Source organism: Hyphomonas sp. L-53-1-40, assembly GCF_000682775.1.
Classification (GTDB): Bacteria; Pseudomonadota; Alphaproteobacteria; order Caulobacterales; family Hyphomonadaceae; genus Hyphomonas.
The window spans coordinates 22931-39364 of sequence record NZ_AWFI01000018.1; the positions used below are offsets into that span (position 1 = coordinate 22931).

Here is a 16434-nt window from a genome sequence, read left to right on the forward strand (position 1 = left end):
CCGAGACCCATGATTCCGATTACTGAATATGCTGGAAGAGATGTTGCAGTGTTCGGCCTTGGCCGGACAGGCCTCTCGGCTGCCAAGGCCCTCAAGGCTGGCGGCGCGCGTGTTCATGCGTGGGATGACAATGAAGAGACCCGTGCCAAGGCAGAGGCCGCTGGCCTGACCCTGTCAGACATCAACAAGCGCGACTGGCAGACCTTTGCCGCGCTCGTCCTTTCCCCCGGCGTGCCATACAAATTCCCTCAGCCGCATCGCATTGTGCGGATGGCGGAAATGACCAATGTGCCGGTCGTCGGCGACATGGAATTGTTCGCGCGCGCTGTGCAGGCCCTGCCAGAGCGTGGCCGTCCGAAGATCGTGGCCATCACCGGCACGAACGGGAAGTCGACCACAACCGCGTTGATCGGACATATCCTGAAACATGCAGGCCGCGATGCGCGCATCGGGGGCAATATCGGCACGGGCGTGCTGGACCTTGCCCCGCTGCACGCTAACGCAACCTATGTGTTGGAGCTCTCTTCCTACCAGCTGGATCTGGTGAAGAGCCTGCATTGCGACGTCGCCGTGCTGCTGAACATCACGCCGGATCATCTGGACCGTCATGGCGGCATGGACGGGTACCAGGCTGCGAAAATGCGCATCTTCCAGAACCAGACCGAGAAAGATGTTGCAATCATTGGCTTTGACGATGTGATCACCCAGTCCATCGCGATCGGATTGTCCGCAAATGGTCCGGCCCGTGTGGTGCAGGCCTCATCCACCTATGCGCTTGGTCGGGGCGTCAGCGCCGTAGACGGACGACTTTATGACAGCAATAGCGGTCAGGCCCAGTTCATCGGAAACCTGAGCGATTGCCTGGCGCTGCCAGGGCGCCACAATCATCAGAACGCCGCAGCCGCCTATGCCGCCTGTCGGGCGTTGGGGTTGGACCCGCAAACGATCATGGATGGTATTCGCACCTTCCCTGGCCTTGCTCACCGGCTTGAAATGGTCGGAGAGGTCGATGGCGTGAGATTTGTAAACGACTCCAAGGCGACCAATGCCGAAGCCGCCGAACAGGCGTTGAAGGCCTACAAGAAAGCATACTGGATTGCAGGCGGTGTTTCGAAGGCTGAGGGCATCCAGCCATTGGCACCGCTGTTCCCGAACATCACCAAGGCCTATCTGATCGGTGACTCCGAAGAAACCTTCGCCGCAACGCTGAAGGGCAAGGTGGCCTTGCAAACATGCGGCACGCTCGAAAATGCAGTTCAGGCTGCATTTCGTGATGCAAAAGTGGTCGGAGACGAAAATCCGGTCATTCTTCTTTCACCTGCCTGTGCAAGTTTCGACCAGTTCCGCGACTTTGAACATCGCGGAGATGTTTTCCGGAGCATCGTCCAGTCAATGATGCCGCAGGAGTTGAAGGAGTTGGCTTGACCTACGTAGCATCCGCCCCATTGCTCGCACGCTCGGACATGTCCTGGCTGACCGAGTGGCGGCGGACGCTCGATTGGGGGCTCTTCGGCGGTGCGTTTTTCCTGATTGCCATTGGCTTGCTCATGTCGCTTGCGGCGGGGCCGACTGCGGCGGCGCGGATTGGCTATTCGGATGAATACTTCTTTGTGTTCCGTCAGGTCTGCTTTGCCGGTTTGGGCGCGACCATCATGGTGGTGGTCAGCATGCTGGACCGGACCTGGGCGCGGCGATTTGCAACGCTGGTCTTTATCGTCAGCCTTGCCCTGATGTTCTTCATTCTCGTTTGGGGACACGAAGCCAAGGGCGCGCAGCGCTGGTTGCGGTTTGCCGGGTTTTCCCTGCAGCCGAGCGAGATGGTGAAGCCTGCCTTGATTGTCCTGAGCGGTTGGTTGCTGGCGCAGCGGGAGATGTATCCGACCGGACCTTGGGCGATCATTGCCTTCCTGTTCTATGCGGTCACGCTCGGCCTGTTATTGTTGCAACCGGATGTCGGACAGTCGGTGTTGCTGAGTGCGGCCTTCGTCGTGACCTTCTATGTCAGTGGCCTGCCGTGGAGATGGGCGGCAGGGTTCGCGGTTGGCGGGGTCAGCTTGTCGGCGTCGCTTTATGCCTTGCTGCCGCATGTCCGCTACCGAGTGAACAGCTTCATCAATCCAGACTCTGCCGATACGTACCAGATTGACCGTGCCGCCGAAGCCATCGGCCGGGGGGGATTGTTCGGTGTCGGCCCCGGGGAGGGGCAAGTGAAGATCCATCTGCCGGACGCGCACACTGATTTCATCTATGCGGTCATGGTCGAGGAGTTTGGCTTGATCGCGGCGCTGATGCTGATGGCGGTTTTCGTATTGCTGATCCTGCGGGGCTTCCGTGCCAGTTCACGTGTGGAAGATGGCTATGCGCGCGCTGCGGCTGCCGGACTCTTCACGCTATTCGGCCTTCAGGCTGCCATAAACATTGCCGTAAATCTGGCCCTTATCCCGCCAAAGGGCATGACACTGCCATTTGTGTCCTATGGTGGCTCGTCCATGATCGGGACGGGATTGACACTGGGCCTTGCGCTGGCACTTGTGCGCGGACAAGGTACGCGCACAAGGGGCCGGTATGGCTGAAGACAGAGACAAGCTTGTCGTCATCGCAGCAGGTGGCACAGGGGGGCACATGTTCCCCGCCAGAGCCTTTGCAGACGAGATGATTGCAAGAGGCTGGAAGGTTGGCCTGATCTCTGACAAGCGCGGCGCAAAATATGCCAAGGACTTTCCGGCCGACTGGCTGGAACAGATCCAGGCGTCTTCCCCCAATCTCCGTAAGCCGTGGACCCTGCCGGCGACGGCCATGAAGATCAATGCGGGCATATCCCGTGCGAAAACCCTGATCCGGGAAACCCGGCCCAGCCTGATCGCGGGCTTTGGTGGTTATCCGGCCTTTCCGGCGCTGGCTGCGGCGCGCCGCATGAAGGTGCCGATCATTATTCATGAGCAGAATGCGGTGCTCGGTCGGGTGAACCGGCGCTTTGCCCGGCAGGCCAAATTGGTGGCCAGCGGGTTTGAACGGCTCGACAGGCTGCCCTCCTGGAGCGCGCATCTGGCCGTGGGCAATCCGGTGCGTGAGGCTATCCTGGCGCGGCGGGAGGATCCCTATCCCTCCACGGACGATTTGCTGACCATCCTGATTACGGGCGGAAGTCAGGGGTCCAAGATCATCGGTGAAACGATCCCGACGGCGATTGTCGATTTCGTGCCGCCGCCGCTGCAGGCGCGGCTTCGCGTTATCCAGCAGGTGCGTCAGGAACAGTATGCCTTTGTCGATAACATGTATCGGCGTGTGAAGATTGAAGCCGAGTTGTCGCCGTTCTTCTCTGACATGCCGCAGAAGCTGTCACAGGCGCACCTCGTCATCGCGCGGTCTGGCGCCGGCACAGTATCGGAAATTGCCGCGGTTGGCCGCCCGTCCATTCTTATTCCGCTGGCAATTGCCATGGATGATCATCAGGCGGCCAATGCCGAGGCCCTGACGGAGATTGGCGCCGCCGACATGGTGCTGGAGAGCAATCTCTATCCGCAATTGCTCGGCGCGCTGATCACGGCCCGCCTGCAGGATGCCGACGATCTGCGCGCACGGGCGGCCGCAGCCAAGGCGTCTGCCAAGGTCAACGCCGCCAAAGAGCTGGCAGACATGGCCGAACGAGTCGCTGAGCTTTAGGCTACACGGGGCGCGCAGGCGTGCGTCTTGTGCAATTCGGCTTCACGCAGCCATTCCCATCCGAAGGCTTCATCCGTGTCGCCATCTTGCTGGCGGCGGGTCAGTCGTTCCAGTGCTTCGTCCAGTGTCGGCTCGTGGCCCTCTGGCACCCACCACATGACGAAATGCATCTCGCGCATCATCTCGAACCATTCAGCGCGGCGTTCGTAGAATTTCCGGTGGATCGTGCCCCAGACAAAGGTTTCGAGGCTTTGTACGTCTTCCCAGACGGTCAGATTGGCAACGAATTGCGGATCGCCATCGATCTTGGCTTCCGTATTGCCCTGGCCGGGCTCACCCGATCCTTCCATCATCCAGACGAAGCCGGGCATGGATTTGCCGATCCCGTTGATGAGATCGAGATTGTCCATGAAATCCTTCACGCGCGGATCATCGGTCGGCGCGACGAGATGGCCGACATTGAGCTGGGCCAGATGCATGTTCATGAGTGCGGTTCCCCTCGCTACGAAGCACCCGAATTGTGCCTCATTACAGTCATTTTGGGATCGCACGATGCCCATTCAAGAAAAACGCCTCGGATTTCATGAATGCGTCATGCGCAAGCAGTCCTTGCTTCGCGCTCCCGCGTCACGGTATCGCTAGGCGTTCCCGTTTCCTCATTTGGACGATCCTGCATGACTTCTCCCACTCCGTTTGATCTTGGTCCCGCGCATATTGTCGGCATTGGCGGCATCGGCATGTCTGGCATCGCCGATGTCATGATCACGATGGGCTACCAGGTGCAGGGCTCTGACATACGCGAGTCCGACAATATCCAGCGCCTGCGCGAGCGGGGCGCGAAGATCTTCATCGGGCACGCCGCCGAGAATGTGGAAGGAGCCGGTACGGTCATTATCTCCACCGCGATCAAGTCTGGCAATCCAGAGGTTGATGCGGCCCGCGCCACAGGCATTCCGGTCGTGCGTCGGGCCAACATGCTGGCCGAGATCACGCGCCTGAAATACACAGTCTGCATCGCGGGCACGCATGGCAAGACGACGACGACGTCGATGGTCGCGGCGCTGCTGGACGGCGCGAATATCGACCCGACGGTCATCAATGGCGGGATCATCCATGCCTATGGGTCAAACTACAAGGCAGGCGAGAGCGACTGGATGGTGGTGGAAAGCGATGAAAGCGACGGCACCTTTGCCAAGCTGCACCCAACCTGCGCCGTGGTAACCAATATCGACGCCGAACACATGGACCATTACGGCTCCATGGAGAAATTGCGCGAGGCGTTTGATACTTTTGTCGAGAATTTGCCTTTCTATGGCTTTGCCGTCCTGTGCACGGACCATCCTGAAGTGCAGGGACTTGCGGCCCGCGTGACGGACCGGCGCCGCATCACCTATGGCTTCAACCGCCAGGCCGATGTCCGCGCCATCAATCTGAAAACCGACCTGTCCGGCGCGCATTTCGATGTCGCGTTGCGCCGTCCGGGCTCTGCTCAGCCGCGGATGATCACGGACCTGACCCTGCCGATGGCGGGCGAGCACAATGTCCAGAATGCGCTGGCCGCCGTTGCCGTCGCGCTGGAGCTAGGCGCCACAGACGATCAGATCCGGACCTCGATGGGGCAATTTGGCGGGGTGAAGCGCCGCTTCACACAGGTCGGGGAATGGGTGCCGGTCGAAGGCAAGCCGCCCGTCCGCATTATTGATGATTATGGTCATCACCCGGTAGAGATTTCGGCCGTATTGAAGGCTGCCCGCGCCATGCAGGGGCAAGGCCAGCTGATCGCGGTTTGCCAACCGCATCGCTATACACGTCTGCGCGACCTGTTCGAGGATTTCTCCCGCTGTTTCGACCAGGCTGACCATGTGTTGGTCGCGCCGGTCTATGAAGCGGGCGAGAGCCCGATTGACGGGTTCAACCATGAGACCCTCGTCGCCAGCATAGTCCGCAATGGCCATCGCGGTGCTGCAACGATCCCGTCCATGGAGGCATTGCCAGAGACATTGAAAGCCTTGGCTGAGCCCGGCGCGATGGTGGTTTGTCTCGGCGCGGGGGACATCACCAAGTACGCGGCCGAATTGGCGGAAAAGCTGTCGGCCTGACGTTGCGACAGCGGCAAAACCGCTTTCACTTTCTTTCCGAATGTGCACGCTAGTCGACAGATGCCGGCAAGCGGCACTTGGGAGGATACCGCATGACCGAGACATCCATTTCGCCCGGCCAGGACGAAGAAGCTGCAATCGTAGCTGCGCAAGGCGCGCACACGGCCGGGGAGGGCGGAGCGCTCGGCAAAACGGGCTTTGCGTGGGCCTGGTTCGAATGGGCGCGCAATCCCTATTACATCCTCATCATCATCTATGTGTTTGCGCCCTATTTCGCCCGCGACATCATTGGCGCGGACATATTGGCCAGCGGAGAGCTGGAGGGGATGGACCCGGAAACCGCTCGGCAGGTTGCTGGTGCGAAAGGACAGGCCGTGGTGGCGTCCCTGTCGAAATGGGCGGGCGCGATTGCGGCGCTGACGGCCCCCTTCCTTGGTGCGGCATTCGACCGGGGCCTGAGGCGCAAGCCGCTCCTGATCCTGTTCCTCGGTGTCCTGTCTGTGCTCAGCTTCCTGCTCTGGTGGGCCGTGCCTGGCGAATCCGGATTTTCCACCGGCACAATCATCGCCATCCTCATCGCAGCCTATGTCACCTACACATTCAGTGAGGTGACGCATAACTCCATGCTTCCCGACGCCGCCCGGCCAAGCGCCCTCCCGGCCGTGTCGGGCTTTGGTTTGGCACTCGGCAATGCGGCGGCGACGCTGTTGTTCGTGGCAATCGTCTTCATGTTTGCCCTGCCGGATATGCTGAACTGGCCATTCGCGGAGCCTCTGTTCGGTATTGATACCGCACGGTACCAGCATTTCCGCATTGCCGGACCGATCTGCGCGGTATGGCTGGCCGTGATGATCGTTCCGTTTTTCCTTTACGCCAAAGATACGGGTGTGAAGGGGACCCCGTTTTTCCCATCGGTCAAAGAAGGGGCTGCGGGGGTTATCCGCACAGTGCGCAAGGCAGCTGAATATCGGGAAGCGTTCAAATTCCTGATTGCGCGTACCATTTATGCCGATGGCATGTTCGCCCTGCTGGCACTGGCGGCCGTCTATGTCAGCCTGTTCCTCGGCTGGGGCATTGTCGAGCTGACCGTCTACGCAATCTGGGCCTCGATCTGGGCGGCGATTGGCGGTGTGGCGGGCGGCTGGTTCGACTCAAAGCTCGGCCCGAAGAATGCGCTCCTGATGGAGCTGATGGCAATCGTCATCATCTTGTTCTTTGGCTTGTCCGTGACGCGGGATTCCATCCTGTTCGGCCTGATCGAGAACCGCGAACTGTGGCAGGCACCCGTTTTCTCCAGCCTGTCTGACGTCACCTACCTGCTGAACGGGGCGCTGATCGGCGTGTTCGCCACGGCGAACATTTCGTCGAGCCGGTCGATGCTGGTCCACATTGCACCAACGCATATGCGGGGGGAGTTCTTCGGGCTTTATGCGATTGCGGGCACCGTCACTGTCTGGATCGGGCCCTTGCTGATCGAATTGTTCACGACATGGTCGAACAGCCAGCGAGTCGGCATGTCTGCCATCGCGCTTCTGTTCTTTTGCGGCTTTGCGGTACTGACAACCGTGAAAGTGTCCAAGACCCCTGCTGAATAGAGGGCAGGGGACCCTAGCTGGTCGGGCCGAAAGAATCGCCTGTTCCGAGGGTCACGCGGGCAATTGCGTCGACACGGCGAGGACGGAGATAGAATTCATCGTCGATCGTCATCGTTGTGTTGAGGAAGCCACCAATCTTGCTGTCATACTCATAGACGACTTCGGACAAGATGATCGATCCTGGCGACGAGATGATCCCGCTTGGGACCGTGACCGTCGCGCCTTTGGAATAGGCGGTCATCTTGTAGGCGTCTGACCATGCGACAACGGCCTTGCCGTCTCCACTGTCGACGATGCTGGTGATCCGCATGGTGGCGCTCTGTGCCTCATATGGCTGCATCATGACTTCTGCGGCGGCAAACATTTCTTCCATGTCTTCGTCGGTCACCGTTGCGAGACGTGCGGTCAGGTCGCCAAGGCTCGCCGTGGTTGATGTGACGCGGCGATCCACCCGCATCAGCAGGCTCAGCTCGACCGCGCCCAGATAGATGAAAATCAGGATCGGTGCGATCAACGCAAATTCGACCGCAGAGACACCTTCCTCATTATAGCGAATGCCGCGCACACCGCGCCATTTGAGACGGGGATTGAGTCGAGAGAGCAGGGATTTCTTGGTCATGGTCATCAATCTCCGAAAGGCTCGTTGCGGAACACCGCATTGGCCTGAAGCAGGTGGCGATTGTTTGGAAGGTTGGACAAAGGGGTCGATACCCACGGGGTCATGAGGGACCACTCATAATAGACACGCACAGCCACAATATCATTGGCCGAGCCGGGATCATATTTGAAGTCGGTATCATCAATTTCACCGTCACCGGCCAACGGCGTGGTCAGGTCGGCGAGGCTGAACTTGTCGAGCGAGCGCACGTCAATATAGAGGCGATCATCGCAATTGAGCAGATTGTAGAACTTTGAGCAGACTTCGTTCCGGAACTCGACTTTTGTGAAGCTGTTGTCCTGGGCCTGTCCGGTACGGATCTTTCTGGAGGCTTCCGCCAACGCATGTTCGAGTACTGTGGACATGATGAATATCAGGCAGATTTCCAGCAGGCCGAAGATCAGGAAGAAGAAAGGGACGGATACGAGCGCAAACTCGACGGCGGTCGCACCGCGCCGGTTTTCACACCATGCCTTGAACTTGCTGCGCAGTCGTGGCGCAAGAATGCCAAGTTGTAATGTCATTGTCGTCACCCACACAGACCCATTTGATCAGGTGAGGTGTCTATCAGATGTGGGTGATCAGCCAGTTTCGCGAATCTGTCGAATTTTATGTATTCGGGTCAGAGAAACGGTACGAACCGTCAATCAATTGCTGTCGGACAGTGCCTTCACGCCCGTTTGCTGATCGATATACTGTTCGAAGTGCTCCGGAGCATCGCCAACGCTGAGGGTTGAGCGGCAGGTAGGTGCACAGTCATATGTATAGTTGGATCCTGACCGGTTGATCGTCACCACATTCGCTTCATTCGCGACAACAAGGATGTCCGTGGAATAGATCTGGCGGCCAGATTTGTCGAAAATCAGCAAATTGGTGGTGCCAAACGTCTTGCCTGTAATGAAGATGAGCTTCTCATCATGGACCGCAACGTCTGCGATTGTCTGATTGCCCAGGACGACGCTGGCAGCTGCACTGCGCAAGTGAACCGGTATGGTTTTGTTCACCTCTACCGACAGAGGGCCCGCGACTGCGATTTGGGATACAAGCGCAGCGGCAACCGGCAGTGTGCAGATTTTCGCGAACAGATTCATCTTGCTGTCTCCAGACTTAATTCAGCCCGCGCACATTCTTCCAATAAGGTTGCACGTTTCCTAATAGCGTACCCACGACGACCAGATTTCGCTGTTCTAGTCATTATATGGGACTGGACCGAAAATTTCCGAATCACCAAAAGCCCAATATTTGCGGGCACTAAGAAGGTAAACGAAACCCTGTTTTGCCTTCACGGATTTTCTGTTTTCTTTCACGCGATATTGAGAATGAACCGGTAGTGTCAGTCATGTTCCGGGTAGAGGATTATTGCCGGGGCAATAACAATTGCATGATGGGAGTTTCCAATGTTTGCACGTTTTCTGAAAGACGAGTCCGGCGCTACGGCTATTGAATACGGTCTGATCGCTGCGCTTATCGCTGTTGCTATCATCGGCGGTGCTACCGCCCTCGGTAATTCTGTGAACGAAAAGTTCCAGGGCGTTGCCGACGACATGAACGCAGCCTAAGACCAAGACTTATTTAGTCTTGCTATACAAATGGAGCCGCCGGGGGAAACCTGGCGGCTTCTTTTTTGCGTTCATGCGGCGAGGCATAAAAACTTCCTTCAAACTTTTGGGTCAGCATGCTCCGCAACAGACTTGAAGGAAGCCCTCAATGATCCTGGCCATGATTGCCGGCCTGTTCCTGGCCTTGTGCGTTTTTGCAGCGCTTCACGATGTGAATCGCCTGACGATTCCGAACTGGTTGAACGTGACGCTCGCAGTGTTGTTCGTGCCAGCAGCGTTCGTTTCAGGCGTTCCGATGGAAATCATCGGGGGACACCTTATTGCTGCCTTGTGTGCCTTCCTGATCGCGTTCGGCTTGTTCGCGTTCAATATCGTTGGGGGAGGGGACGCCAAGATGATCCCTGCCGTGATGCTTTGGGTCGGGCCGAGTGCCAGCATCACATTCCTGTTCGTGATGGCTGTAGCGGGTGGAGCATGCGCCATCCTCATCATTCTGGTTCGCAAGACCATGCCGGCTGAAGTGGTTCCGGGAGCTGTCCGCGCCCCTTTCGAGGAAAAGGCGGGCGTTCCCTACGGAGTCGCGATTGCTGCGGGTGTTTTTGCCGCCGGTCCCCAGTCGCCATTTCTTACCGATGTATTAAGCCGGATCAGTCTTTTCAGTTAACGATGCTTTAGTGGCCTTGTGAAAAGGTCGCCTTTGACCGGACCACTCTGAATCGTTCAGGGCCGTCCGCGGAGTCTTGTTTCCAGAGGAGTGGGGCCTCATGTCGCCAATTCGTCTAATCATCCTGATCGGCGCTGCGGTTGCCGCAATTGCGGCGGCTTTCCTTGTCCGCAATCTCGCGCAGGCACCTGCGCCGACGATCCAGACTGAGCAGCAGACCGTGGTCGAAACGCGCGAAGTGTCCGAGACGAAAGTGCTTGTTGCACGCCGTGACCTGGACATCGGCGACCTCGTGACCGTGGATGATCTGGAATGGGCGGACTGGCCGGAAAAGAGTATCGTTGCTGGCTATCGCACGGAGACCGATTCACCGGAGGCGATAGAGGAGCTGGCCGGCAGTGTCGTGCGGGTGCCCATATTCGAGAATGAGCCGATCCTGCCTCGCAAGCTGGTGAAGAAGGGTGATACGGGCACGATGGCGGCGCTGATTGAACCCGGCATGCGCGCCATGTCCGTCGAAATATCTACAGAATCGGCATCCGGCGGCTTTATTTTGCCGAATGATCGGGTGGATGTGATCCTGACATATCAAGCCACGATGCAGATGAATGGCGAAATGGTGCCGCAGACTGCCACCGAAACCATTATTCAGAACGTGCGTGTACTGGCGATCGATCAGGTCTACCTGACATATGATGAAGGCGGCGCCTCTCAAGTGGGCAATACGGCCACGTTGGAAGTGGATAGCAAGGAAGCCGAACTGATTGCGCTTTCGCAGCGCAAAGGCGCGCTTTCGCTGTCCCTGCGTCCCTGGTCGGATGTTGGGGATAGCTATGACCGGGCAGCGCGGATCGACATGCTTGAGAATGGCGGCAACAGCAATGGTGGCATTCTGATTTATCGGAACGGCAAAGCATCAAATGCCGGCCCGGGGGGAAGCTGAGTATGAAATTGTCCAGGATTTTACCGGGTTTTGCAGCGTTGGCATCAGCCATTGCGCTCGTTCCGGTGGCGCAAGCCCAATCAGATAGTTTCGGGACACGGATCACGCATCCGGGTCAATCGGAATACAGCCAACAGGTCACACTCGGCCTGAACAAGTCGATGATTGTCGAACTCGACACTCCGGCCGCCGATGTCGTCATCACCAATCCAGACATTGCCGACGCGGTCGTGCAGACAGCGAAACGTATCATCTTCCGGGGCGTGAGCTTTGGACAGACCAATGCGTTCGTATTCGACAGTGCCGGCAACCAGATCCTCAATCTCGAAATCGGGGTCGAGATGGACATGGCATCGCTGGAGCAGCTCGTGGCACGCCATGTGCCCGGCGCCCGTGTGCGCATTGAGGGCATGAATGGTAGCGTTGTTCTGACTGGTTCGGCGGACAGTTTGAGCGCATCCAATGCTGTTGAGCGTCTCGTCTCTGCCTATGTGCAGGCTGGCGAAAACACGCAAGTCATCAACATGATCAGCATTGCTGCGAAAGACCAGGTACTTCTGGAAGTGCGCATCGTCGAGATGCAGCGCAACGCCGTCAAGCAGTTGGGCATCAATTTGACCGGATCGCCGGGTTTCGGAGATCTGGCTGCGTTGGTGGAGCGGCAGCTGTTTGTGGATAATGGAAGCGGTGTGCCGGTGGATTCCGGGACCACCGCGCTTGCGCCGGGCCTGCCATATTCTTTCAATGGCGATATCGGCAGCTCACTGAGCTATCCGGTTCAGGGACAGAGCCTTGGGGGCTTCGGTGGCACAATTGGTTACCAAAACTATGTCGGTACGGATTTGCAATCCAGTATCGGGGCCGAAATCAATGCATTGGAGCGGATTGGCGTCGTGCGCACGCTGGCCGAACCGAATATTGTCGCCATGTCTGGCGAAGCTGCGAAATTCCTTGCCGGGGGTGAATTCCCGGTTCCTGTCGGCCAGGACAATAACGGACGCATTACCGTCGAGTTCAAACCCTATGGTGTTGGCCTTGGCTTCACGCCGGTCGTGCTGTCAGAAGGGCGCATTTCGCTGAAAGTGTCGACTGAAGTATCAGAGCTCTCGTCAGAAGGTGCCTTTCAGGGAACCAGCACAACGACGATTGATGATTCCGGCAATGTTGTGACAGTGGAGGGCGTGACGCTACCAGCCTTGTCAGTGCGGCGCGCTGAATCGACGATTGAACTTCCGTCCGGCGGCTCCATGATGATGGCAGGTCTCATCCAGACACGGTCACGTCAGAGCCTTGACCAAGTTCCAGGCCTGAAGAAGTTGCCGATCCTTGGGGCTTTGTTCCAATCACGTGACTTCATTCAGGAAGAGACCGAACTGGTCGTGATCGTCACTCCGTATCTGGTGGATCCAACGTCCAAGGATCAGTTGCGGACACCGGCAGATGGCTTCGCAAATGCGTCGGACGCCAAGACCATCTTCTTCGGAAAGATCAATGAGCAATATGGCAAGAACGGCGCAAAGGTAGATGCTTCCGACTATCGTGCACCCGTTGGATTTATTGAGGAGTAGGGGACCCAGGATGACCAGGCTATTGACTTCACCTCTTGCTCTGGCCGCGGCGCTCGGCGCCCTGACCGTGACGGGCTGTTCCAGCGCGGCACCGACTGCCGTGCCGGCATCATATCTTCAGGGTACGCCGCTTGATCGCAATCCAATTACTGTTGCAAAACGCACTGAATTTCTTGAGATCGACATTCACCCAGAGGCCAGCCAGCTGAGCCTGAGTGACAAAGCTCGCATCCAGAACTTTGTGGCCAGTTACCGATCGGTTGGCCACGGCCCGCTGATCATGTCGCTGCCGGAATCGTCATCCAATCCCCAGCTCGCGGTATCCGCCGTTGCTGAAGCCCGCGAAATCGCGTGGGAAAATGGCGTGGAGTACGAAGAGATCTCGGGCAGCAGCCATGGTGCAGAATCGACTGTGTCGGAACCGATGATCCTTGCTTATCAGGCCTATGATGCGATTGCGCCGGATTGCCCGTCGCTCGCCTCCCTGAACATGGCAGACATTTCATCCAACAATGAGTTGCCTACTCTTGGCTGCTCAATCCGAACCAATCTTGCGGCAATGATATCGGATCCCGGCGACTTGCTGGGCCAGCGCGCTTTGGATGAGGGCGATCCCGTACGCCGAAGCACAATCCTTGGAAAGTTCCGCGAGGGCGAGTCAACCGGCGCCGAGCGGAGCGATGCCGAGTCAGGTTCTGTGTCGACTGCGGTCGGCAACTAGTGGGGACGAGAAGGACTTAGTAGATAATGTCAAACGAAAACGCATTGTTCGACGACGATTTCGAGGACGTCTTTTCCGAAGATTCGATGTCCGACCACACACCGTCTGATATCGACCTCGATGAGGTTGACGACAGCGTGGACCAGGCTGTGGCCGAAGGCGCGCCCATGGGCCTGATTGCAGACAATGATACGCATGGCCTGGGGCATTCAGAGCCAAGCGGTGGCGACGTCATGTTGCCAGCCATATCCATCAAACTGTTCTATGAACGTGAAGAGACACGCGGCCTGCTGGAAGTCAGCGCGCAAGATCGGCGTATGGGGCGGGCTACGGTCGAATGCATCCCCGGCGGCATTCCCGCCGCAATCGCGTATATGAGTGAGAATCCGACTCCCAATCTGCTGATGATTGAATCGTCGGAATCGGCTGGTCAGGTTGTTCGTGAAATCGATGCGCTTGCTGAGCATTGTGACGAGACTGTCAAAGTCATGGTGATCGGCGCCGTCAACGATATCATGCTGTATCGACAGCTGATTGCCCGCGGCGTCAGTGAGTATCTGGTGCCGCCGTTCCAGCCCTTGCAGATCATCCGTTCAATCGGTGAGTTGTTCGTCAACCCTGACTCGCCATTCGTCGGGAAGCAGATCTCTGTTGTGGGTGCAAAGGGCGGAGTAGGGGCCTCGACAATCGCGCACAATTTGTCTTGGGCGCTTGCTGAAAACGTCAAGGTCAATACCACGCTCGTGGACCTGGACCTTTCCTTCGGAACGACGGCTCTGGACTTCAATCAGGAAACGCCTCAGACAGTGGCTGATGCGCTGCTCGCACCGGAGCGCGCCGACGAATCCGTTATTGAACGTTTGCTGGCCAAGCCGACAGACCGACTGTCCTTGTTTACAGCGCCCGCCACGATCAACCAGATCATGGATATTCCGGACGAAGCCTACACGACTGTGATCGAGGGTGTACGGCGCAATGTGCCCTATCTGGTGCTTGACTTGCCACACATGTGGTCAAGCTGGATGCTCAGCACATTGATTGGATCCGATGAAGTAATTGTAGTCTGTCAGCCAGATCTTGCATCGCTTCGGAATGGCAAAAACATGATTGACCAGCTCAAGGCGAAGCGGCCGAACGACCACCCACCGCGCCTCGTCCTGAATATGAGCGGAGTGCCAAAGCGACCGGAAATCCCGGTCAAGGATTTTGCGGCCGCTATTGGTGTAGAGCCAGATGTTATCCTGCCTTTCGATCCTGAACTTTTCGGTACGGCAGCGAATAACGGTCAGATGATCTCTGAAACGGATCCGGCGTCCAAGTCGGCGCAGGCCATCGACCATCTGGCGTCTACGCTGACAGGACGGGCGGTGGTGCTCCAAGAGAAGTCGTTCCTTAAGAAATTGCTGGGAAAGTGACCCCTAGGGGGAATTTCATATGGCCTTTGGAAAACGACCTGCCTCAAGCGCGCAACTGACAGCACCAGCGCCAGCCCCAAAGCCGGCCCCGATCGCTGAAGCGAAGCCGAAGCCGGCGCCGACGCCAAAAAAGCCACCTGTGCCCGACCCGGTGCCCGTAAAGGGTGCGCCGAAATCTCCATCGGCGGGTGGTTCCAAGCCCGTACGCGTGCAGACGCCGGAAGCCAAGCCGGAACCTGTTCGCAAGGTGAACCAGCAGTCTGACCAGTATTATGCGACGAAGATGACCATCTTCAACGCGCTGATCGACACGATTGACTTGTCGCAACTCGCTCAGCTGGATGCCGAAAGCGCGCGCGAAGAGATTCGCGATATCGTCGTGGAAATTATCAGCATCAAGAATGTTGTGATGTCAATTTCCGAGCAGGAACAATTGCTCGACGACATTTGTAATGATGTTCTGGGATACGGCCCGTTGGAGCCATTGCTGGCCCGCGATGATATCGCCGATATCATGGTGAACGGTGCCGATACGACCTATATCGAGGTCAACGGCAAGATTGAGCGGACCAATATCCGGTTTCGTGACAATGCTCAGCTGATGAATATCTGCCAGCGCATTGTGAGCCAGGTCGGCCGCCGCGTAGATGACTCGTCCCCGATCTGTGACGCCCGCCTTCTGGACGGCTCGCGTGTGAACGTGATTGCCCCGCCATTGGCGATTGATGGACCAACGCTCACAATTCGTAAGTTCAAAAAGGATAAGTTGCGCCTGCAGGACCTTGTGAACTTCGGGTCTATTTCAGAGCCAGGCGCAGAACTTCTGCGTATCATCGGACATTCGCGCTGTAACATCCTGATCTCGGGCGGTACCGGTTCCGGGAAGACAACGCTGTTGAACTGTCTGACCGGTTTCATCGATCCGACCGAGCGCGTGATTACATGCGAAGACTCGGCGGAACTTCAGTTGCAGCAGCCGCATGTGGTACGCCTCGAGACCCGTCCGCCCAATATTGAAGGCTCCGGCGAGATCACGATGCGCGAACTGGTCAAGAACTGTCTGCGTATGCGTCCTGAGCGGATCATTGTGGGCGAGGTGCGTGGACCCGAAGCCTTCGATCTGTTGCAGGCCATGAACACCGGCCATGACGGCTCGATGGGTACGCTGCACGCGAACAGCCCGCGCGAAGCCCTCAGCCGTGTTGAATCCATGATTACGATGGGTGGCTTTTCGCTGCCAGCCAAAACAATCCGTGAAATGATTGTTGGTTCAATCGACGTGGTCGTTCAGGCATCTCGCCTGCGGGACGGCTCACGTCGTATCATGAACATTACCGAAGTCATGGGTCTGGAAGGTGAGACGATCGTACTTCAGGATGTCCTGAAATACGAGATCGATGGCGAAGACGCAGACGGTAAGGTGCTCGGCACGCATAGAGGCACAGGCGTTGGCCGCCCGCGCTTCTGGGAGCGTGCGTCCTATTACAATATGGAGCGTGACCTCGCCACAGCGCTCGATGCATTGGGGTCCTGACGCATGGACGCAAAC

At 57.7% G+C, this 16434-nt stretch carries 16 protein-coding genes; 12 read left to right on the forward strand and 4 right to left on the reverse strand.

Annotated elements, in window-relative coordinates:
* Nucleotides 1–9: 9 nt before the first annotated feature.
* Genes murD through murG form a run of 3 tightly spaced genes read left to right on the forward strand, consistent with a single transcriptional unit; the run spans nucleotide 10 to nucleotide 3663 of the window.
* Entirely contained in the window at nucleotides 10–1425 is a 1416-nt protein-coding gene (gene murD, locus L53_RS13180) for a UDP-N-acetylmuramoyl-L-alanine--D-glutamate ligase (RefSeq protein WP_034816407.1), read from the forward strand.
* A gap of 38 nt (nucleotides 1426–1463) precedes the next feature.
* A complete protein-coding gene (locus tag L53_RS13185) occupies nucleotides 1464–2573 on the forward strand; it encodes a putative peptidoglycan glycosyltransferase FtsW (protein WP_034816715.1) in 1110 nt (369 codons plus the stop codon).
* A complete protein-coding gene (murG, locus tag L53_RS13190) occupies nucleotides 2566–3663 on the forward strand; it encodes an undecaprenyldiphospho-muramoylpentapeptide beta-N-acetylglucosaminyltransferase (protein ID WP_034816410.1) in 1098 nt (365 codons plus the stop codon). Before L53_RS13185 ends, murG begins: the two co-directional genes overlap by 8 nt.
* On the opposite strand, the gene L53_RS13195 is transcribed toward murG, so the two are convergent.
* On the reverse strand, nucleotides 3660–4148 hold the full coding sequence (locus tag L53_RS13195; RefSeq protein ID WP_034816414.1) for a DUF3291 domain-containing protein: 489 nt from the start codon (nucleotides 4146–4148) through the stop codon (nucleotides 3660–3662). The genes murG and L53_RS13195 overlap by 4 nt on opposite strands.
* Before the next feature lie 189 nt (nucleotides 4149–4337).
* On the opposite strand from L53_RS13195, the gene murC reads away from it, so the two are divergent.
* Together murC and L53_RS13205 are read left to right on the forward strand one after the other, a co-directional pair.
* Nucleotides 4338–5762 (forward strand): UDP-N-acetylmuramate--L-alanine ligase, encoded by a 1425-nt coding sequence (gene murC, locus L53_RS13200; RefSeq protein ID WP_034816718.1) that lies wholly within the window; start codon nucleotides 4338–4340, stop codon nucleotides 5760–5762.
* Nucleotides 5763–5854: 92 nt separating this feature from the next.
* Nucleotides 5855–7357 carry an MFS transporter gene (locus L53_RS13205; RefSeq protein WP_051607957.1) on the forward strand — a complete coding sequence of 501 codons (1503 nt, stop codon included), beginning with the start codon at nucleotides 5855–5857 and terminating at the stop codon, nucleotides 7355–7357.
* 13 nt (nucleotides 7358–7370) lie between these two features.
* Here the strand turns inward: L53_RS13205 and L53_RS13210 are convergent, their stop codons facing one another.
* From L53_RS13210 to L53_RS13220, 3 genes are all read right to left on the reverse strand, one after another.
* The gene (locus L53_RS13210) at nucleotides 7371–7976 is read right to left on the reverse strand and encodes a TadE/TadG family type IV pilus assembly protein (protein WP_233347828.1); all 606 of its coding nucleotides are present in this window, start codon (nucleotides 7974–7976) and stop codon (nucleotides 7371–7373) included.
* A gap of 5 nt (nucleotides 7977–7981) precedes the next feature.
* The gene (locus tag L53_RS13215; protein WP_034816417.1) at nucleotides 7982–8539 is read right to left on the reverse strand and encodes a TadE/TadG family type IV pilus assembly protein; all 558 of its coding nucleotides are present in this window, start codon (nucleotides 8537–8539) and stop codon (nucleotides 7982–7984) included.
* A 123-nt stretch (nucleotides 8540–8662) separates the two neighbouring features.
* Nucleotides 8663–9106 (reverse strand): pilus assembly protein N-terminal domain-containing protein, encoded by a 444-nt coding sequence (locus tag L53_RS13220; protein WP_051607959.1) that lies wholly within the window; start codon nucleotides 9104–9106, stop codon nucleotides 8663–8665.
* 306 nt (nucleotides 9107–9412) lie between these two features.
* Here L53_RS13220 and L53_RS16860 point away from each other — a divergent pair, with 306 nt between their 5' ends.
* The 7 genes from L53_RS16860 (at nucleotide 9413) to L53_RS13250 (ending at nucleotide 16419) form a co-directional block, all read left to right on the forward strand.
* Complete coding sequence (locus L53_RS16860; RefSeq protein ID WP_084333459.1) at nucleotides 9413–9574, forward strand: Flp family type IVb pilin; 162 nt, start codon at nucleotides 9413–9415, stop codon at nucleotides 9572–9574.
* 148 nt (nucleotides 9575–9722) lie between these two features.
* Nucleotides 9723–10238: a prepilin peptidase gene (locus L53_RS13225; protein WP_034816420.1), complete on the forward strand. Its 516-nt coding sequence runs from the start codon at nucleotides 9723–9725 to the stop codon at nucleotides 10236–10238.
* 100 nt (nucleotides 10239–10338) lie between these two features.
* Nucleotides 10339–11181: a Flp pilus assembly protein CpaB gene (cpaB, locus tag L53_RS13230; RefSeq protein WP_051607960.1), complete on the forward strand. Its 843-nt coding sequence runs from the start codon at nucleotides 10339–10341 to the stop codon at nucleotides 11179–11181.
* 2 nt (nucleotides 11182–11183) lie between these two features.
* A complete protein-coding gene (locus L53_RS13235; RefSeq protein WP_051607961.1) occupies nucleotides 11184–12749 on the forward strand; it encodes a type II and III secretion system protein family protein in 1566 nt (521 codons plus the stop codon).
* 10 nt (nucleotides 12750–12759) lie between these two features.
* The gene (locus tag L53_RS16540) at nucleotides 12760–13470 is read left to right on the forward strand and encodes a CpaD family pilus assembly lipoprotein (RefSeq protein WP_051607962.1); all 711 of its coding nucleotides are present in this window, start codon (nucleotides 12760–12762) and stop codon (nucleotides 13468–13470) included.
* A 26-nt stretch (nucleotides 13471–13496) separates the two neighbouring features.
* On the forward strand, nucleotides 13497–14885 hold the full coding sequence (locus L53_RS13245; RefSeq protein ID WP_034816424.1) for an AAA family ATPase: 1389 nt from the start codon (nucleotides 13497–13499) through the stop codon (nucleotides 14883–14885).
* A 19-nt stretch (nucleotides 14886–14904) separates the two neighbouring features.
* The gene (locus tag L53_RS13250) at nucleotides 14905–16419 is read left to right on the forward strand and encodes a CpaF family protein (protein WP_034816427.1); all 1515 of its coding nucleotides are present in this window, start codon (nucleotides 14905–14907) and stop codon (nucleotides 16417–16419) included.
* Nucleotides 16420–16434 lie beyond the last annotated feature (15 nt).